This is a genomic window from Buchnera aphidicola (Eriosoma grossulariae) (assembly GCF_964059045.1).
Lineage (GTDB): Bacteria > Pseudomonadota > Gammaproteobacteria > Enterobacterales > Enterobacteriaceae > Buchnera_D > Buchnera_D aphidicola_A.
Genome location: NZ_OZ060402.1, coordinates 299,027 through 320,953 on the forward strand (window position 1 = coordinate 299,027; position 21,927 = coordinate 320,953).

16 protein-coding genes are annotated in these 21,927 nt (G+C 21.1%); 11 read left to right on the forward strand and 5 right to left on the reverse strand.

Translation table 11 applies throughout. The features are described 5' to 3' along the window. Positions 1 to 111: 111 nt before the first annotated feature. Entirely contained in the window at positions 112 to 1,386 is a 1,275-nt protein-coding gene (gene hisS / locus AB4W51_RS01280) for a histidine--tRNA ligase (protein ID WP_367676804.1), read from the forward strand. A gap of 123 nt (positions 1,387 to 1,509) precedes the next feature. After that, positions 1,510 to 2,763 carry a serine hydroxymethyltransferase gene (glyA, locus tag AB4W51_RS01285; RefSeq protein ID WP_367676805.1) on the forward strand — a complete coding sequence of 418 codons (1,254 nt, stop codon included), beginning with the start codon at positions 1,510 to 1,512 and terminating at the stop codon, positions 2,761 to 2,763. Positions 2,764 to 3,015: 252 nt separating this feature from the next. Here the strand turns inward: glyA and bioB are convergent, their stop codons facing one another. From bioB to mfd, 3 genes are all read right to left on the reverse strand, one after another. Further along, the gene (gene bioB / locus AB4W51_RS01290) at positions 3,016 to 4,047 is read right to left on the reverse strand and encodes a biotin synthase BioB (protein ID WP_367676806.1); all 1,032 of its coding nucleotides are present in this window, start codon (positions 4,045 to 4,047) and stop codon (positions 3,016 to 3,018) included. A gap of 364 nt (positions 4,048 to 4,411) precedes the next feature. Continuing rightward, entirely contained in the window at positions 4,412 to 5,404 is a 993-nt protein-coding gene (locus tag AB4W51_RS01295; protein ID WP_367676807.1) for a beta-propeller fold lactonase family protein, read from the reverse strand. Between the two features lie 473 nt (positions 5,405 to 5,877). Next, positions 5,878 to 8,271: a transcription-repair coupling factor gene (gene mfd, locus AB4W51_RS01300; RefSeq protein ID WP_367676346.1), complete on the reverse strand. Its 2,394-nt coding sequence runs from the start codon at positions 8,269 to 8,271 to the stop codon at positions 5,878 to 5,880. A 928-nt stretch (positions 8,272 to 9,199) separates the two neighbouring features. On the opposite strand from mfd, the gene gap reads away from it, so the two are divergent. After that, positions 9,200 to 10,204 (forward strand): type I glyceraldehyde-3-phosphate dehydrogenase, encoded by a 1,005-nt coding sequence (gene gap, locus AB4W51_RS01305; RefSeq protein ID WP_367676347.1) that lies wholly within the window; start codon positions 9,200 to 9,202, stop codon positions 10,202 to 10,204. Positions 10,205 to 10,339: 135 nt separating this feature from the next. On the opposite strand, the gene AB4W51_RS01310 is transcribed toward gap, so the two are convergent. Beyond that, complete coding sequence (locus AB4W51_RS01310; RefSeq protein WP_367676348.1) at positions 10,340 to 10,876, reverse strand: flavodoxin; 537 nt, start codon at positions 10,874 to 10,876, stop codon at positions 10,340 to 10,342. 435 nt (positions 10,877 to 11,311) lie between these two features. On the opposite strand from AB4W51_RS01310, the gene phrB reads away from it, so the two are divergent. The 8 genes from phrB (at position 11,312) to AB4W51_RS01350 (ending at position 21,039) form a co-directional block, all read left to right on the forward strand. Continuing rightward, the gene (gene phrB / locus AB4W51_RS01315; protein ID WP_367676349.1) at positions 11,312 to 12,739 is read left to right on the forward strand and encodes a deoxyribodipyrimidine photo-lyase; all 1,428 of its coding nucleotides are present in this window, start codon (positions 11,312 to 11,314) and stop codon (positions 12,737 to 12,739) included. Positions 12,740 to 12,769: 30 nt separating this feature from the next. Then, positions 12,770 to 13,513 carry a Nif3-like dinuclear metal center hexameric protein gene (locus AB4W51_RS01320; RefSeq protein WP_367676350.1) on the forward strand — a complete coding sequence of 248 codons (744 nt, stop codon included), beginning with the start codon at positions 12,770 to 12,772 and terminating at the stop codon, positions 13,511 to 13,513. Between the two features lie 258 nt (positions 13,514 to 13,771). After that, the gene (locus tag AB4W51_RS01325; RefSeq protein ID WP_367676821.1) at positions 13,772 to 16,546 is read left to right on the forward strand and encodes a 2-oxoglutarate dehydrogenase E1 component; all 2,775 of its coding nucleotides are present in this window, start codon (positions 13,772 to 13,774) and stop codon (positions 16,544 to 16,546) included. After that, positions 16,543 to 17,775: a dihydrolipoyllysine-residue succinyltransferase gene (sucB, locus tag AB4W51_RS01330; RefSeq protein WP_367676351.1), complete on the forward strand. Its 1,233-nt coding sequence runs from the start codon at positions 16,543 to 16,545 to the stop codon at positions 17,773 to 17,775. Before AB4W51_RS01325 ends, sucB begins: the two co-directional genes overlap by 4 nt. Positions 17,776 to 18,221: 446 nt before the next feature. Further along, positions 18,222 to 18,935: a 2,3-diphosphoglycerate-dependent phosphoglycerate mutase gene (gene gpmA, locus AB4W51_RS01335; protein ID WP_367676352.1), complete on the forward strand. Its 714-nt coding sequence runs from the start codon at positions 18,222 to 18,224 to the stop codon at positions 18,933 to 18,935. Between the two features lie 240 nt (positions 18,936 to 19,175). Then, on the forward strand, positions 19,176 to 20,138 hold the full coding sequence (gene pfkA / locus AB4W51_RS01340; protein ID WP_367676353.1) for a 6-phosphofructokinase: 963 nt from the start codon (positions 19,176 to 19,178) through the stop codon (positions 20,136 to 20,138). 101 nt (positions 20,139 to 20,239) lie between these two features. Beyond that, positions 20,240 to 20,566 carry an aquaporin gene (locus tag AB4W51_RS01345; RefSeq protein WP_367676354.1) on the forward strand — a complete coding sequence of 109 codons (327 nt, stop codon included), beginning with the start codon at positions 20,240 to 20,242 and terminating at the stop codon, positions 20,564 to 20,566. A gap of 44 nt (positions 20,567 to 20,610) precedes the next feature. After that, positions 20,611 to 21,039 (forward strand): aquaporin, encoded by a 429-nt coding sequence (locus AB4W51_RS01350; protein ID WP_367676355.1) that lies wholly within the window; start codon positions 20,611 to 20,613, stop codon positions 21,037 to 21,039. A 28-nt stretch (positions 21,040 to 21,067) separates the two neighbouring features. Here AB4W51_RS01350 and tpiA read toward each other — a convergent pair whose 3' ends face one another. Beyond that, positions 21,068 to 21,844, reverse strand: a complete 777-nt coding sequence (tpiA, locus tag AB4W51_RS01355; protein WP_367676356.1) for a triose-phosphate isomerase — start codon at positions 21,842 to 21,844, stop codon at positions 21,068 to 21,070. Positions 21,845 to 21,927: the final 83 nt, after the last annotated feature.

Consider the following 21,927-nt stretch of genomic DNA (forward strand, 5'->3'; position numbering starts at 1 on the left):
GCGTATTAAAAAAAAATGTATTAATATTTATTATCGTTAGTAAAATATGAATAACAATTATTATTTTAAAAGAATTATTTATATAATAATATGATTATTTAAGGCAATATAGTGAAAAAAAATTTTCAATCTATTAGAGGAATGCATGATTTTTTACCAAAAGATCTAAGTATTTTTAATAATATAAAAAATATATTAATAAAAATATTAAATAATTATTGTTATTCTGAAATTAACATGCCTATTTTAGAAAATACAAATTTATTTACAAGAACAATAGGGAATATTACTGATATTGTTGAAAAAGAAATGTATTCTTTTACAGATCAAAGTGGAAATAGTTTAACCCTAAGACCTGAGGGAACTGTTGGATGTGTAAGAGCATGTATAGAAAATGGTTTGATTTATAATCAAATACAAAAATTGTGGTATCTTGGTCCAATGTTTAGATATGAAAGACCACAAAAAGGCAGATATCGACAATTTTATCAACTTGGAGTAGAGGCTTTTGGTTTTGATGGTCCTGATATTGATGTAGAATTAATTATGTTAACAGTGCGATGGTGGAAAAAATTGAATTTATTACCATATTTAAATTTAGAAATTAATTCAATAGGATCTCTTCAATCTCGTTTAATATATCAAAAAGAATTGATAATATTTTTAAATAAAAATAAACTATCTTTAGATTTAGAATCAAGAAAAAAAATATTGACTAATCCATTAAGAATTTTAGATACTAAAAATAAAAACGTTCAACTATTATTAAAACAAGGGCCAAAATTACATGATTATTTTGATAAACCATCATATGTTTATTTTGAACAACTGTGTCAATTATTAGATTCTATGAATATTAATTATCAAATTAATAGTTTATTAGTCAGAGGATTAGATTATTATAATGATACTGTATTTGAATGGACTACAAAATATTTAGGATCTCAAAATACTATTTGTGCTGGTGGACGTTATAATTCATTAGTATCTTATATAGGTAATCAATCTGTACCTGCAATTGGATTAGCTCTTGGTATGGAACGTTTAATGTTATTGTTTAAAAATATATATCAAACGTCATGTATAAAATCGAATTTTTCAATAGATATAAATATTCTTTTTTCTAATTATACGATTGAATCGATGCAACTAGCCGAAGAAATTAGAAATAAATTTCCAAATTTAAAAGTCATGATAAATTATTCAGGTGGATCAATTAAAAAACAATTAAAAAAAGCTAATAAATTTTTCACTTTAATTGTTTTATTTTTTTTTAAAAACAAAAATCATGAATTTGTCGTATCTATGCAAAATTTAAAAAAAAATAGTGTAATATATTTGTTTAAACATGAAGTGATAGAAACATTAAGTAAAATATTTAATTAAAATAAAATAAAAAATTATTTTTAATAATTATAAATAATTTTTTATTTAAAATATTATTGATATATTTTTATATATAATCAATATTAATTACAATGCATTTTAACTATGAGATAAATTACAATTGTGTTTAAAAATAAAAATAATATTCGTGAATATGATATTAAATTATGGAATGCTATTGAATCAGAAAATAATAGACAAGAAAATCATATTGAATTAATAGCTTCAGAAAACTATGTTAGTAGAAGAATTATGGAAGCTCAAGGATCACAATTAACAAATAAATATGCTGAAGGTTATCCTGGAAAACGTTATTACAATGGTTGCCAACATGTGGATACTATTGAAAACATAGCTATTCAAAGGGCTAAGAAGTTATTTAAAGCCAATTATGCTAATGTACAACCTCATTCAGGTTCACAAGCTAATTTTGCTGTATATCATGCATTATTAAATCCAGGAGATAAAATATTAGGAATGGATTTAACACATGGAGGACATTTAACTCATGGTGCATATGTAAATTTCTCTGGGAAAATATATTTTTCAATTGCATATGGTCTAAACAAAAATGAAGAAATTGATTATGAAAATTTAAATGATCTTGCAGAAAAACATAAACCAAAAATAATTGTTGGAGGTTTTTCATCCTATTCTGGTATTTGTAATTGGAAATTAATGCGTAAAATAGCAGATAATATTCAAGCGTATTTATTAGTTGACATGGCTCATATTGCTGGTTTAGTAGCAACTGATTTATATCCTAGCCCATTACCTTATGCACATGTAGTAACAACTACTACTCATAAAACTTTAGCTGGACCGAGAGGTGGTTTGATATTATCTCAAGAAAAAGATGAATCCTTGTATAAAAAAATTAATTCTTCTGTATTTCCTGGTATTCAAGGAGGTCCTTTAATGCATGTTATAGCTGCTAAAGCAATAGCTTTCAAAGAAGCTATGGAAATATCTTTCAAAGAATACCAAAAACAAATTTTAAATAATGCAAAATATATGTCAAATATTTTTATTGCTGAAGGATATCATGTAATTTCTGGTGGAACTCATAATCATTTATTTTTATTAAATTTAGAAAATAAAAAGTTAACTGGGAAAATGGCTAGTAATTTATTAGATTTAGCCAATATTACTGTTAACAAAAATTCTATACCTTATGATAAACAAAATCCTTTTGTAACTTCAGGTATAAGAATAGGAACTCCAGCTATTACTCGTCGTGGTTTTAAAGAAAAAGAAATAGAACAACTAACATATTGGATAATTAATATATTAAATGATAGCAGTGATAGCAATCAAATAAAAATGATTAAAAAACAAGTTCTAAATATGTGTAGACGGTTCCCAGTCTATATATAAATTCCATTTATAAAAAAATAGACATTTTATATTAATGAAATTGAATATTAACGAAAACAATAAATTTTTATTATTGTTAATAAACTTGTTTATTAACAATAATATTATTGATATTTTATAACTTTAATAAATGTTAAAAATTATAACATGTACATTAAAATATAAAATTAATGTTTATTATGATTATGCAACAGTACAATATATAGATATTATGAAAATAATTTTTTATTTCAAACATAAAAATTATTATTTTTATTGTGCTGCGTTATAATAATTTTTGTTTTTTATCTTAGATATATTATTAAATAGAATAGTATTTTTTTCAATTTTTTCTTTACTTAAAATTTTTTTTTCTGGTGACAAATTTAATTTTTTAAATAATTCAAGATCATTTTTTTCTTCTGGATTGGAAGCGGTAAGTAATTTACAACCATAAAAAATAGAATTAGCTCCAGCCATAAAACACATTGCTTGTGTTTGTTGATTCATTTTTTCTCTTCCTGCAGATAATCTAATATAAGATTTAGGCATCATAATTCTAGTTAATGCAATTATTTTAACAAAATCAAAAGGATCAACTTCATTCACATTTTCCAATGGAGTCCCTTTTATTTTTATTAACATATTGATAGGAATGCTTTCTGGTGGTTTTTCTAAATTGGATAATGTAATTAATAATTGTAATCGATCTGTAATAGTTTCACCTAAACCAATAATACCTCCAGAACAAATTTTCATTCCACTATTGCGAATAATATTCAAAGTATTTAATCTATCTTGATAAGTTCTAGTTGTTATGATTTTTTTGTAAAATTCATTCGAAGTATCTAAATTATGATTATAAAAATCTAATCCTGCAGAATGTAATAATTTTGCTTGTGATTTTGTTAACATTCCAAGTGTCATGCAAGTTTCCATTCCTAGTTTTTTTACTTCTTTTATAATTTTTATCAAATATGGCATATCTCTATCTTTAGGATTTTTCCATGCAGCACCCATGCAAAATCTAGAAGATCCTGACAATTGAGCTTTTTTTGCAGCATTTATTATCTTGTTTATTTGCATCAAAGGTTGAATATCAATATTAGTTTTATATCGAGAACTTTGTGGACAATATTTACAATCTTCTGGACATGCACCAGTTTTTATAGATAATAAAGTGCTAATTTGTATTTTATTAGGATTGAAATTTTCACGGTGTATCGTTTGAGCTTGAAACATTAATTCAAAAAATGGTTTTTTTATTAACAGCATGACCTGATCATAATTCCAAGATGTTTTCATAATTTAATCTCCAAAAAAATCATGTATATTAATATATAGATGAATAATTATATAATAGATATTAATTTATATTAACTAAGTATATTTTAATAATTATTTTTAAAATATAATTATTAATATAATCAAAATGATTTTTTTATTGTTACATAAAACCAATCAATATTTTTATTATTTAAATAAAAAATTGATAAATTTATGTAAAATTTTATCTGATGATATTTTAAAAAAAATTAATAAAAAATATTTTTTAATTCATTTTTAAAAATATTTTTATGATTCATTAATTTAATTTACATAATAATTATTATTTATCTCAATGAAAAAATAATCAAATTAAAATATTAATCGATAATATTTTATATACTTATTTTTTAATTGATATCCATAAAGGATTTTTTCCTACTGGATAACGTTGAATAAGTTTTAAAAAACCTGTCTTTAAATTGATACAATAAATACTAATAAAATTAGATTTTTCTCCTGCTACAATTAAATATTTTCCATACATATCAATATCAAACGATCTAGGTTGTAATTCTGTATTAATATTTTGTATTAGCATTAAAAAACCGTTGGATAAATTAATTTTAAAAACAAAAAGCATACTAGTATTTCTATCTGTAGCATATAAATATTTTCCAGTTGGTGATATTCGAATTTCTGATGACCATGGAACTCCATTAAAATTTTTAGGAATAAAAATGATATTTTGAATATGTTTAATAGAATTATTGATATGATCAATATGCCATGCATCAATCGTACCGTTTAATTCATTAATATGGTATAAATTTTTTTTATTTGGATGACATACAATATGTCTTGGTCCGGATTTTTTATTAGTATTTACATATTGTTGATTATTGTTGATACATATTGTCTGTTTATAAAAATTATATAAATAAATTTTATCTTTTTTTAAAGCAGAAACAAATAAAAATTTTTGACTGTAGTCGATAACGCAAGAATGACATCCATCTAAATTATAGATATTTTTAATTATTTTTTTTGGATATCCTAATTTATTTAATAAAATTACAGTTAGTAATCCAGAATGGTAAGAACTATAAATCAATAATTGTTTGTTTTTGTGAATAGCAAGATAATTAATTGCATCATTAATTTTAAAACAAAATATTTCTTTAATCATTCCTGATTCTAAAATTTGATAACAAATAATTTTATTTTCTGGACGTATACCTACATAAAGTATATTTTTTTCTTTAAATATTTTTATAGGTTGAGCTTGACCATTAATCGGAATTATTTGTATTAATTTTAATATTCCATTTTCATTTAGCTGCCATACTTCAATTTGATTACTACCTGTAGTAGAAATATAAACATATTGATACATATTGTTTCCATTAAAAATATAAATAAATATTTTTGTTTTTGATTAATAATGTGAAATTAAATTATTTTCATGTTGTATATATTATCAATGATTATATATAATCATTGATTTAAAATATTTTGTTTTTTATTAAAATAATTATTTGTTCTAATAAAAAAATTTATTTATTAATTAAACATTTTATATTAATTTTATATTAAAAAATAAAATTTTTAATTAAATATTGATTTAATTGTTTCAATTTAATCAATATTTAATTTTTAGGTTTAAGAATATATTATTCATTTAATATTCTAAATATTGATATTTAATCAATATCAAATTTTTATACGATTATAAAAATTTATTATTATGAAATTAATAATATCAAATTTAATAATATTAATTTATAAAAGTGATTTAATTTAACAATATTCATAAAAATATATGTATATATTTTTATGAATATTGTTTTTTTATATAAAAATATTTTTTTAATTTTTATTATCAAATATTCTATTTTTATATAGTAATTTAATAAAATTTAAAATCCATTTTAATATATCTTGATTATTAAATAAATTATGAATAAATTTTAATTTATTAGAACTAATGATATTCCATTGATTAGGTTCTAATTTTATTTTTTCAACTAACCAATTAAAATTAATATCATGATTATGATGAAATATTATAAATCCTTCTTTTTTTCTAGAATAAATTTTTTTAATGCCTATATTATTGGATAAAATACGAATAACAGTAATAGTAATTAAATTTTTTACAGGTTCTGTCATAATTCCAAAATGATAAATTAATTCATTTTTAATATTGTTTATATCGTTTTTAGAATGACAATTTGAAATTTTTTTATAAAAGTTAATACGAGTATTAACATCAGAAATATAAGTTTCTGGTAATAAAGCAGGAATATTAATTTCTATTTCTGTATTATGTACATTGATTTTTTGAGCATATTGCTTGCCCCACTTTTTATACATACTTATAGTATTTTGTAACATTTCTTTATAAAGAACAACACCAATTTTACTCATATGACCGCTTTGGTCATGACCAATGATTTCTCCCATTCCTCTAATTTCTAAATCTTGATTAGATAAAATAAATCCATCACCAATGTTTTGACAAGAATAAATAGAATCAAGTCTTTTTTTTGCATTATCATTAATATTTTTATAGTTTTTTATTAATAATAATACATATGCTTGTTGATGAGAACGACCAATTCTTCCTCTTAATTGATGTAATTGTGCTAATCCAAATTGCTCAGCTTTTTCAATAATCATGGTATTGGCATATGGTATATCAATTCCAGTTTCAATAATTGTTGTACACAGTAAAATATTAAATTTTTGATTATAAAAATCATGCATTATTTTTTTTAAATTTGTGCTATTCATTTTACCATGTCCAATTTTTATTTTTGCTTCTGGTATTAATTTATTTAACTGTATAGCTTTTTTTTCAATATTTTGAATAGAATTATAAATATAATAAATTTGACCTCCTCTAAGTAATTCTTTAAGAATAGTTTTTCGAATTAGATTTATATCATATTCTATAATTATTGTTTTAATTGCTAGTCTTTTTTCTGGGGGGGTTGTTATAATTGATAAATCTCTAATACCATGCATAGCCATATTTAATGTACGTGGAATAGGAGTAGCTGTTAAAGTTAATATATCAATATTAGTAAATAATGATTTTATTTTTTCTTTATGTATCACACCAAATTTATGTTCTTCATCGATAATCAGTAATCCTAAATTAAACCATTGTATATTTTTTAATAACATTTGATGAGTTCCAATTAAAATATTTAATTTTCCTTCTTTAGCTTCATTAATAGATAATGATATTTCTTTTGGTTTACATAATCTCGATAACATTTTTATTCTTACTGAACAATGAGAAAAACGATCAACAAAATTATTGTAATGTTGTTGTACTAATAGTGTAGTTGGTACTAAAATAGCTACTTGTTTTTTATTGACTGTTGCTATAAATGATGCTCTCATAGCTATTTCTGTTTTTCCAAAACCAACATCTCCACAAATTAAACGATCCATAGGTATTGGTTTTTCCATATCATTCAATACTTCATTAATTGCTTTATCTTGATCTATTGTTAGAACAAAAGGAAATTTTTTACAAAAATTGTTATATTTTTTGGATTTTAAATTAAAAGAAAAACCTAATTTAGTAGCTCTTTTGGCATAAATATCTAATAATAATGCTGTAGAATCATATATTTTTTTTTCAATTTTTTTTCTTTCCCTGATCCATTGATCATTGCCTAATTTATTTAGTAAAATATTTTCATTAGATGTATTACTATAATGATTAATTAAATTTAAAGAAGTAATAGGAACATATAATTTAGCTTTTTCTGCATATTCAATAATACAATATTCATTATTAATTCCATTATTTTCCAACATTATTAAACCTTTATATCGACCAATTCCATGTTTAAAATGAACAACTAATTGATTAAGATTTAATTGAAATTGATGATTTAATTCTTTACCTTGGTTTTTTTTATGATATTGATAAAAAGGTGAACAGATGAGTTGGTTGTTTAAAATATCTTTAACACAAAGACAAGCAATATTATTTTTTTGATCAATAAATCCATATTTTTTTTCTTTAAAAATAAAAAAATATTTTTCTGATTTATTTATATCTAAAAATTGTTTGATATTAAATTCATATATTTGTTTTGGTAAAATTTTAAAGTAAGATATTATATTTAATAAATGATAATAATTTTTTTTACTTTCAACAAAAAATATAATTTTCCCCCGGAATACATTTAAAAATAATTCAAAATTTTTTATATTTTTTTCTTGTGATGAACATATCATATTGAATAATAATTATAGTTAGAATGAATTTAATTGTTTTAAAAATTATATATCAATTTAATAATTAATATTAATATTTTAAACAAATATTTATTATAAAAAAATTATTTATTTTTAATTTTTTATAAAATTTTCAATCAAATATAATGCAATTATATATTAATAATAACAATTCATTGTATATATTTAAATGAAATTAAAAATTTTAAGTAGATTTTTAATTTCAAAAATCTTATTAATTTTTTAAAATTTATTAAAATAATTTTATTTTTATTTTGATATTATTAAATATTTATTAAACATTCAAAATATATTATCTTTTAAACATAAACTAAATAAATTAACAATCTAAAAATATTATTTTTAATAATATTTTTAGATTGTTAAAAATAAAAAATCATTCAAAATATAAATATATATAAATTTATTATTGATATGGATTAAATTTTAAAATTTTCATTATTTTCTATAAAAATATCAAAAAAATTAACATTAATACATGTTAATGAAGTGATCAAAAAATTATTTAAATATAAGAATATTTTATTTTAATTAATTTTTATTATTTTTAAAATAATACACAATAATTATCGTAATACATTGATTTTTGATAAAAACATTTTATTTAAATTGTAAATTAATATAATAGTTATTATTTTATTAATATTTTATTAATTTAATTTATTAATTAATATCAATAATTTTGAAACAATTACACATATTTTATCAATTGATTTAAAATTTTTTAAGCTTTTTTAAAAAAAATATAAATTATATTTTTTAAAAAAATATTGTATAATTTAATAATAAAGTCATTTTTATAAAATAATTTTTAATCATTTTAAAATTTTTATAGTATATATATACTATATATCTATAATTTTTAAAAATATAATCAATTTTTTAATTTAATATGATGGTGATATTTATGACTATTAAAGTAGGAATTAATGGTTTTGGTCGCATTGGTCGTATTGTTTTTAGATTAGCACAATATCGTTCCGATATTCAAATTTTAGCAATTAATGATTTAATTGATCCAGACTATATATTATATATGTTAAAATATGATTCTACACATGGAACATTTAATGAAAAAATTACCATAGATAAAAACAATTTAGTTATCAATGGTAAAAAAATTAGAATATCTTCTGAAAAAGACCCATCACGGTTACATTGGAAAGATTTAGATATTGATGTTGTTATAGAATCAACGGGTCTATTTTTAACTTCTGAATCTGCTTATAAACATATTTTAGCAGGAGCTAAAAAAGTGGTTATGACTGGTCCTTCACAAGATAATACTCCGATGTTTGTTAAAGGAGTTAATTTTGATTCATATAAAGGACAAAAAATTGTTTCTAATGCATCGTGTACTACTAATTGTTTAGCACCATTAGCTAAAATCATACATAATAATTTTCAAATTATAGAAGGTTTGATGACTACCGTACATGCTACTACAGCTACACAAAAAACAGTAGATGGTCCTTCAGCTAAAGATTGGAGAGGTGGTAGAGGTATTTTACAAAATATTATTCCATCTTCTACAGGTGCAGCAAAAGCAGTAGGTAAAGTTATACCAGAATTGGAAGGTAAATTAACAGGAATTGCTTTCCGTATTCCAGTTTCTAACGTATCTGTTGTAGATTTAACAGTTAGAATTAAAAAATCGGTTATATATGCAGATTTATGTAATATCATTAAACAAGCATCATTAACAGAAATGAAAGGTGTGTTAGGATATGTTGATGAAGAAGTTGTTTCAAGTGATTTTAATTCATGTGAATTCACATCTATATTTGATTCTAAAGCAAGCATAGTTTTAAATAAAAACTTTTTAAAATTAATATCATGGTATGATAATGAAACTGCTTATTCTAGTAAAGTGCTCGATTTAGTTTCCTTAATTCATTCAATTAAAAAATAATACAATAAATTGAATTGCAATTAATATAATATAAAAAATAATTCACAATATTATAATAATATTGTGAATTATTTTTTATATTATATTAATTGCAATTCAATTTATTGTATTATTTTTTAATTTATTTAGATTTATTTATATTATAACATTATTTTTTTCTATTAAATATATTTCATTAGTAATTTGGTTAACCCATTTTTTAATTCTAACTAAACTTTTTTCTGGTTGTCTATCTTGATCTAATGTTAATCCATAAAAAAAATCATTGTTTACCATAGCTTGAGAATTAATAAAAGAATATCCTTTAGTAGACCATTGCCCTATAAATTTTATTTTTGGAGAATATATTTTTTTATACAATAAACCTATTGCATCACAAAAATATTCTGAATAATCTTCTTGATCTCCACATCCAAAAAAACCTATAATTTTTTGATTAAAATTTATTTTTTTTAAAATTGGCAAAAAATCTTCCCAGTCAGATTGCATTTCACCATAATACCAAGTGGGAACACCAAACAATAATATTGAAAACGATTCCAAATCTTTTTTAATACAGGAAGATATATCATGAATAACAACTGGATATGGTTTTAAAACATCATATAATAAATTAGCCATGGATTCTGTATTTCCTGTATCACTTCCAAAAAAAATTCCAATTTTGTTCATGTTTTAAATTACCATTAGTAATAATTTTAAAAATGTTGTATTGAATAATATTTAATAATATTATATATATGAAATTATTATTAACTACAATAAATTATTTTTTTTTATTATTATTGAAAAAATCTTTATAAAAAGAATAATATATAGTTATATTTAAAGATAATTATATTATAAATATAAAAGTAATATTTTTATATTTATATTAATTTAATTTTTATTTTAAAAATTAACAAAATAAACTATTCAATATTTAAAATATTTTCATTATTAAATATAAAATTGTTTGATTAATTAATAAATATTCACAATATAAAAAATTATTTTTTTAATGAACTATATTAATTCAAATAATATTAATATTTTATATATATATTTTATATAAAATATTAATATAATAACTATATGATTTTTAAACTTTGTGTTTTTAATTAAAATATGAACAATCATCATTTAATTTGGTTTAGAAATGATTTAAGAATTACAGATAACTCAGCTTTATATTTTGCATGTAAAAATCAATTTAATAAAGTTTCTGCTTTATTTATAGCTACTCCTAAACAATGGTTAAAACATTATGATTCTCCTAAAAAAATTGTTTTTATGTATGAACATCTAATATTATTACAAAATAAATTATATGATTTAGGAATTATGTTATATTTTTATCAAACAAAATATTTTGTTGATTCTATAAAATATGTATTAAAATTTTCCTTAAAATATAAAATAAATCATATATTTTATAATTATCAATATGAAATTAATGAAAAAAAAAGAGATAAAATATTAGAAAAAATATTATTTAAACATAATATTGCTGTTAGTGGTTTTCATGATAGTTGTTTAATTTCACCTCAATATATTCAAACTCAAACAGGTTTAACTTATAAACGTTTCTCTCCTTTTTATAAAAAAATAATTAAACAATTAAAATTTACAATACCAAAATGTTATCCAGTTCCAAAAAAAAGATATTTTCAAAATATTTTTTTTAAAAAACATATTGCTTATTTTGATTTTCCTTATGAAAATATTAATAAAAATATTTTTCCTATAGGTGAAGAATTAGCATTAAATAATTTAAAAAAATTTTTTCAAAATAATTTTAAAAAATATGTTGATAAAAAAAATTTTTTGTTCAAAAACTATACTAGTCTAGTATCAGCATATTTAAATATTGGAGTATTATCATCCCGACAATGTCTGAATATTTTAGTAAATTATTATCCAAATATCATATATTTTAATCAAAAAAGTGATTGGTTTCATCAATTAATATGGAAAGAATTTTATCAACATTTATTAGAAGGATATCCACTATTAAGTAAAAATCATTCTTTTTATAATTGGGAATCAAAAATCCCTTGGAGTAATAATAAAAAAAATCTAACAGCATGGAAAAATGGTCAGACGGGTTATCCAATTATAGATTCTGGTATGCGACAGTTAAATAAAATTGGATGGATTAATAATCGGATGAGAATGATTACTGCTAGTTTTTTAGTTAAAAATCTTCTAATTGATTGGAGACAAGGTGAAAAATATTTTATGTCTCGTTTAATTGATGGTAATTTTTCAGCCAATAATGGAGGATGGCAATGGATTGCATCTGTTGGTGTAGATAGTTTGTCTTATCTTCGTATATTTAATCCTGTTCTTCAGTCAAAAAAATTTGATCCAAAAGGTTTGTATATTCGTCATTATTTACCAGAAATAAATTCTGTTCCTAAAAAATATATTCATGATCCACATGTTTGGATAAAAAAAAATAATTCTCAATTAAATTATCCAAAACCAATTATAGAATATTCAAAAACTAGGGAAAATACATTATTAATTTTTTCACAAGCATTAAAAAAATGATTTTATTTTTGATTAATTAAAGGTATTAAAATGAAAAATTTTGTATTAGAAAAAATCATCAACCAAAAATTAAATTCAATAAAATTTAAAGATTGTGTTCCAAATGGTCTTCAAATTGAAGGATCTGAAGATGTATTAAAAATTATTACAGGTGTAACAGCTTGTCAGGAATTATTAAATTATGCTGTAAAACATAATGCTCATGGAATTATTGTACATCATGGTTATTTTTGGGAAACAGAATCTAAGATAATTCATGGAATGAAAAAAAATAGATTAAAAACGATATTATTAAATAATATTAATTTATATAGTTGGCATTTACCTTTAGATTTTCATCCTGAATTAGGTAATAATATTCAAATAGCTAAAAAATTAGATATAGAAGTATTAGGTTCATTATCAAAATATATGCTGTGGGGAAAATTGAGATCTAGTATTACTGGATTAGAATTAGTTGAAAAAATAACTCAAGTTTTTGGAAGAATTCCATTTTATTGTAATGATAACACAAAAAAAAATATTAGTTCTATAGCTTGGTGTAGTGGTAAAGGACAATCATTAATATATGAAGCAGCAGCATATAACATGGATGCATTTATTACTGGTGAAATGTCTGAAGATACTATTCATTGTGCTCGAGAAAATGGATTGCATTTTTTCTCTATTGGTCATCATGCTAGTGAAAAATTTGGGATTCAAGCTTTAAATGATTGGTTAAAGAATCAATATAAATTAGATTGTACTTTTATAGATATTAATAATTTTGCATAAAAATAATTAATTAAATGTTTCTATATAAATTATACTGATATATATAATAATAATCAAAAATAAAATATAAATTTATTTTAAAAAAATTCTTTTTTGAATAACAATTTTAAAAAATGAAATTTTTAAGTATTAATTAATAATATAATTAATTATCAATCATTAAAAACAATTGAAATTATTATCAATATTAATGTTTTAATTTTTTTTTTGAATATATTTTGAGATAATAAAAAGGAAATAACTATAATGTCTTTAAAAATAACAGAAAATGAAATTTATTATTTTTGGCTGAACGGAGCTAATATAGCATATCTTGAAAATTTATATTTAGATTTTTCTTGTAATAAAGATTTAGTACACAATAGCTGGCATAAAATATTTACAGAAGATACTATTAATACTATTAATTTTTTTAAAAAAAAAAATACAAATACGTCTATCAATAAATATATTGATTTTAATTTTACATCTCAAAAAATTGTTAAATTAATTAATGCATTTCGATCCCATGGTTATAAATACGCGAATGTTAATCCGTTAATAAAACATCAAAAAAAAATATATATTAAATTGGAATTGTCTAATTATAATTTTTCTGAAATAGAATTAAAACAAAAAATTGATAATAAAAATTATATTAATTTTGATAATATTAAAAATATTAATCATTTATATAAAAAATTATTTTTAATTTATTGTAATAAAATTAGTTTTGAATATATGCATATTGACAATACTAATGAAAAAAATTGGTTAAAAAATGAAATTGAATCAACAAATATTACTACTTTATTAGATATTAATGAAAAAAAAAATATATTAAATAAATTAATTCAATCTGAGTCTTTTGAAAATTTTTTATCAATAAAATTTTCAAGTGCTAAACGATTTTCATTAGAAGGATGTGAAATTTTAATTCCAATGCTAGATGAAATCTGTCGTTTAACAAACAGTAACGATATTAAAAAAATTATGATTGGTATGGCACATAGAGGTCGTTTAAATGTTTTAGCAAATATAATTGGGAAAAAATATGAAGATTTATTTAATGAATTTCAATATGATTATTATCATTCAAATAAAAGTGGAGATGTGAAATATCATATGGGATATGATTCCATTATTGATATTGATTCAAATAAGAAAATAGAATTGTCTTTAAAATTTAACCCTTCTCATTTAGAAGTAGTTCATCCGGTAGTAATGGGTTCTGTGCGTTCTGAAATTGATACTCTGGAATATAACCAATATAATACTGTTTTACCTATTGCTATTCATGGAGATGCTTCTATTACAGGTCAAGGTATCATTCAAGAAACGTTAAATATGTCTCAAACCCAAGCATATCATGTAGGTGGCACCATTCATATTATTATTAACAATCAAATTGGTTTTACTACTTCAAAACAAGAAGAGTTAAGATCAAGCGATTATTGTAGTGATATTGGGAAAATAATAAAATCTCCTATTTTTCATGTTAATGCTGATGATCCAGAATCAGCAATATTTGCCATACGATTAGCTATTAAATTTCGTTTATTATTTCATAAAGATGTATTTATTGATTTAGTTTGTTATCGTCGACATGGCCATAATGAAGTAGATGATCCTTTAGTCACACAACCTGTGATGTATGAAACAATCAAACAACATGAAACTATTACAAAAATATTTTCAAAAAAATTAATCAAAGAAAAAACAATTGATAAAAATTATATATTGAAAATTAAAAATAAATTTCAAGACATATTACAATTATCTTATGATCAATCTTTAAACAAAGAAAAAAAATCTACTTTAATAAATCATTTTAACAAAAAATTATTCAAGCAACAAAAAATAAATAATTTTATTCAAATCGATGAATTGCAAAATTTAGCTATTAAAATTAATACTTTACCTAATAATATTAATGTACATATTAGAATAAATAAAATTTATCAAAGTAGAATCGATATGGCATTAGGAAAAAAATTATTTGATTGGGGAGCCAGTGAAACTTTAGCTTATGCAACAATATTAAAACAAGGAATATCATGTCGAATATCAGGTGAAGACAGTTGTAGAGGAACATTTTTTCATAGACATGCAGTTGTTTATAATCAAAAAAATAATGCTTATTATATTCCATTAAAAAACAATAATATTTTTAAAACAAAATTTAATATTTTTAATTCTGTATTATCTGAAGAAGCAACTTTAGCTTTTGAATACGGATTTTCAATCAATAATCAAAAAACATTAACAATTTGGGAAGCACAATTTGGTGATTTTGCTAATGTAGCACAAGTAATTATCGATCAATTCATTAGTACAGGAGAACAAAAATGGGATATAAAATCTAATATAATATTATTTTTACCTCATGGTTATGAAGGTCAGGGACCAGAACATTCTTCTGCTCGAATAGAAAGATTTCTGCAATTATGTTCTGAAAATAATATGATAATTTGTATTCCTTCTACTAGTGGACAAATGTATCATTTATTAAGACGTCAAGCATTCCAAAAAGATTTAAAACCATTAATTATTATGACCCCTAAATTTCTTTTACGTTATCAACCTTCTTGTTCATCAATTCATGATTTGACCTATGGTAAATTTCAGACTGTAATAAATGAATTAAATAATGAATATAATGAAAAAACAACAAAAAGAATAATTTTTTGCAGTGGTAAAATATACTATGAATTAAATGATCAAAGAACAGAAAAGCAACAAAAAAATGTATTAATTATAAGAATAGAACAATTGTATCCATTTCCAGAGAACAATATAAAAAAAATAATTTTAATAAACAATCATATAAAAGATTTTATTTGGTGTCAAGAAGAACCAAAAAATCAAGGCTCATGGAATTTCGTAAAAAATTATTTTAATAAAATTATTTCACAAAAATATACAATACGTTATATTGGACGTCCTAGTTCTGCTGCACCTGCAACTGGTTATATGTATATTCATCAACAACAACAAAAAAAAATAATTAATGATGCTTTAAATATTAACATTATACAAGAAGAACAGAAATGAAAAAAATAAATATATTAGTACCAGAATTACCAGATTCAATAAATGATGCTACTGTAGCATCATGGCATAAAAAAAAAGGAGATTTAATTAAAATTAATGAACTTATTGTTGATATTGAAACAGATAAAATTATGCTGGAAGTTGTTTCACCAACTAATGGTATTTTATGTGAAATATTAGAAACCGAAGGTAAAATTGTTAAAGCTAGACAAATTTTAGGTTACATAAATAAATCTCAAGTCATCCATCATGAAAAAATAAAAAAAAATAAAGTTGATTTTATTGATCATAATAATCATAGTTTAATTAATGCTTTTATTACTAAAAATACCATATTAAATGATTCTACTCCTAAAGTTAGAAGATTAACAAACAATCATAATTTTAATTCAATTAATATAAAAAACAGAATAGAAGAAAAAGAAAGAATTATACAACAAAATAGTAATAATTTTGTTACTCAAAATCATGAAGATGATTTAAATAATATTGTTTTGAAAAATAACAACGATAATACAATATTAAATATAAGAAAAACTAAAACAATACCAATGAGTCGATTACGTCAAAAAATATCTGAAAGATTGTTAGAAACCAAACAAAAAACAGCTATGTTAACAACATTTAATGAAGTTAATATGCAATCAATAATTAAATTACGTAAAAAATATGGTGTTATTTTTAAAAATAATTATCAAATTCGATTAGGTTTTATGTCTTTTTATGTAAAAGTAGTTATTGAAGCATTAAAACGTCATCCAGAAATTAATGCGACTATAAAAGATCAAAATATAATTTATTATCAATATTATGATATTAATATTGCTATTTCTACTCCAAGAGGACTAATAACACCTATATTAAAAAATGCAGATTTAATGAGTATGTATGTTATTGAAAAAAAAATTGAAGATTATGTATTTAAAAGTCAAACAGGAAAAATTAGTCTAGAAGAATTAACAGGAGGTACTTTTACTATTACCAATGGAGGAGTATTTGGATCAATGATGTCAACACCTATTATTAATCCTCCTCAAACAGCAATTTTAGGAATTCATGCAATTAAAGATCGACCAATGGCTGTAAATAATGAAGTAAAAATTTTACCGATGATGTATTTAGCATTATCTTATGACCATCGTTTAATAGATGGTAAATCAGCAGTGCAATTTTTAGTAACTATTAAACATTTATTAGAAGATTTTTCTCGAATTTTATTAGAAATATAATGCCCAATATTTTTAATAAAAAATATATTGATAATTATTAATATATTTTTTTATATTACTAATTATTAATATGAATTATTAAAATCAAAAATAAAAATATATTTAATATATAATATGATTTATTATATTTTTTTAAAATTTTTCTAATTAAAAAAATTTTAATTTTTAAAATAGATTCAATAAATTTTAAAAAAAAATATTTAATATTTATCACTATGGAAAAATATTATTTTTATATAAATAATATCATATTGTTAATAAATTAAGTATAATTAATTATTATTTATTAATAATATTATTAAAAAATAAATATTTTTATTTATAAAAAAATTAATGATTAATAAAATATTTTGTATGATGCACGGTATGAAATTTAAAATAAATAATGTAATCATATTATTCATATATTTTTAATATAATCAATAATGATCAAGAGGATTTTTATTATGACAATTAAAAAATTAGTTTTAATGAGACATGGTGAAAGTGAATGGAACCAACTAAATAAATTTACTGGATGGTATGATGCAAAATTGTCAAATAAAGGTAAACAAGAAGCTATTTTAGCTGGGAAATTATTATTAATGCATGGATTTGATTTCCAATTTGCTTATACTTCTATGTTAACTAGAGCTATTAATACTTTATGGATAATTTTAAAAGAATTAAATCAAGCTTGGTTGCCAATAGAAAAAACATGGAGATTAAATGAAAGACATTATGGAGCATTACAAGGATTAAATAAATTAGAAACAGAAGAAAAATATGGTAAATATCAAGTAAATTTATGGAGAAGAAGTTATAATATTATTCCCCCTGAAATTGATTTTGAAGATGATAGATTTCCTGGAAAAGACAAACGTTATTCAAAAAATATTTTAAATGATTTACCAACTGCTGAAAGTTTAGAATTGACTTTAAAAAGAGTACTGCCATATTGGTTAAATGTGATTCAAAAAAAATTTGAAAATAATCCAAAAATATTAATCGTAGCACATGGCAATTCAATTAGAGCACTAATAAAATATTTAAGTAATATTAATGACAATGATATTACAGCAATAAATATTCCAACTGGTATACCTATTATTTATGAATTTTCGAACTCAATGAATCCAATAAAGTATTATTTTTTAAATTCAATAAAAAAAAACAATTAATATCAAAATATTAGTACTTTGTAATATTAATCAAACTAATTCAAAATAAAAAATTATCTATTTTTTTTATTTTAGTGTAATAATATTTCTAAAATATATAAAACATAAATTTTTAATATAATTCAATATTATGTCAATATTCTAAAAAATTTTTTATGAGATTATATATAAATATATATCTTAACATAATTAATATTATAAAATATTTTTACATAATATATTTTATAAATGGTGGTTTTTATGATTAAAACAATTGGAGTATTAACAAGTGGTGGTGATGCACCTGGTATGAATGCAGCTATTAGAGGTGTTGTTCGTCGAGCAATTAGTGAAGGTTTAGAAGTGTTTGGAATATATGATGGATATTTAGGTTTATGTCAAGACAGAATGATAAAATTAAATAGATATAGCGTATCAGATATTATTAATCGTGGTGGTACATTTCTAGGTTCAGCACGATTCACAGATTTTTGTAAACATAATATACGTTTTTTAGCTATTAAAAATTTAAGAAAAAGAGGAATAGATGTATTAGTGATTATTGGAGGAGATGGTTCATACATGGGAGCAAATCTTTTGACACAGATGGGATTTCCTTGTATAGGTATACCTGGAACTATTGATAATGATGTCGCTGGTACTGATTATACAATTGGATATTTTACAGCTTTAGAAACAGTAGTAGAAGCTATTGATAGATTAAGAGATACATCTTCTTCACATCAAAGAATTTCTATTGTAGAAGTAATGGGTCGATATTGTGGAGATTTGACTTTAGCTGCTGCAATTGCAGGAGGGTGCGAATTTATTGTTATTCCTGAAATTTATTTTACGAAAAAAGAATTATTATCAGAAATATTAACTGGAATTAAAAATGGGAAAAAACATGCTATAGTCGCTATTACTGAATACATTTGTAATGTATACGAGTTGGCAAAATATATTGAAATGCATACTAAAAGAGAAACAAGAGCTACAATTCTTGGACATGTTCAAAGAGGAGGTGCTCCTGTAGTATATGATAGAATTTTAGCTTCAAGAATGGGTTCATATTCTATTGAATTACTATTAAAAGGCTATGGTGGTCATTGTGTAGGAATTCAAAATGATCAAATGGTACATCATGATATTACTGATGCTCTAAAAAATATGAAAAAACCATTTAAAGCTGATTGGTTAGAAACTGCTAAAAAATTATATTAAAAATTAGTTTGATGATTAATATTATTTATTATTTATTTTTAATATATCAAAAATTCCTATAATAGGATTTTTTATTATTAATTAGTCAGGATTTTAAAAATATGAATTGTTTTTTAAAAAAATTATATTGTAATAAACAGTGTTTAACTGAATTTATAGGCACTGGATTAATTTTATTCATGAGTAGTAGTTATATTGCACTTTTATCTATCAATAACATAAACATTGAACCATGGATAATAAATATTGTATTAAATATAAATCTAATAATTATTATTTATTGTAGTAAATCTATTTCAGGTGCTCATTTAAATCCTGCAATTACTATAATTTTTTATTTATTTTTTCAATTTCCAAAAAAAAAAGTCATTCCTTATATTATTTCTCAAACTTTAGGTTCTTTTTTTTTTCTATTATATCATATCTAATTTTTAATAAAATATTAATTATTTTTAATAATACATATTATATTATGAAACATCATTTAAATCATGTTTATTTTGTTTCTTTTTTTTCTTTATATGTAGAACATAATCATTTATTGTTAGTAAATTTATTTATAGAATTACTAATTTCCGCTATTTTTATAATTTTTATTATTTTTTTAAATGAGTATAAAGATTATTTTATTTTAAATCATATTGATTGTTCTCCATTAATTATTGGTTTAGTTTTAATTATTATTAATAATACAATTGGTAATAATATAGTTTTTTGTTTAAATCCAGCTTTAGATTTAAGTCCTAAAATTTTTTCTTTATTAAATATTTATTTAAGAAATTTATATTTAATAAATATCCCAAATTTATTTTCTTTTTTTTTTATACCAATCATTGGTCCTATATTAGGGTTTATAATAGGTGTGTACGGATATAATTTTATCCATAAAATTTTTAAATAAATATACATATAAAAATTTTAATATATAGTTAATGTAATTGAGATAATTTTATAATTGTAGAAAACGTATTATATTGCAATGCAGCTCCTCCAATTAATACACCATCTACATCTTGTTCTTTTAAAATAATTTTTATATTTTTTTCGTTAACTGATCCTCCATATATAAATAGTGTATTAGTGTGTTCACTATGATTAACAATTTTTATTTTATTTATATAATTTTTTATGTATTGATGAATATTGTTAATATATTCTGGATCAGGAATAATACCTGTACCTATAGACCAAATAGGTTCATATGCAATTATAGAACGATCAAATGCATTATCACCACAAAGATTAAATATTAAATCTAATTGTTTTTGAATAATAATTTTAGTTTTATTTTTTAATTTTTCGTTTTTGTTTTCACCAATGCATAAAATTGGAATACAATTAAATTTTTTAATTAATTGAAATTTTTTAGCAACTAACATATCATCTTCATGATGATTTTTTCTTCTTTCAGAATGACCTAATAAAACATATTTAATGCCAATATCTTTTAACATTAAAATAGAAGTTTCTCCAGTAAAAGCCCCTGAACAATTTAAATCAATATTTTGAGATCCTAAAACAATATTTTTTTGATAAATTATTTTATAAATATAATCTAAATATAAATTTGGAGGTAATATAATAATAGTATTATGAATAGAGTTATTTATTATGAAATCAGTTAATGGTATAAACATATCATGAATAGATTTTTTATTACCATTTAATTTCCAATTACCTATAATTACAGGTTTTTGAATTTTCATTTTGGTTACCTTGTTTATTTTGATTAAAATGGATGAAAATAAGCTATTATTTTAAAAAAAATAGAAGCTTATTTTCCCGTTTA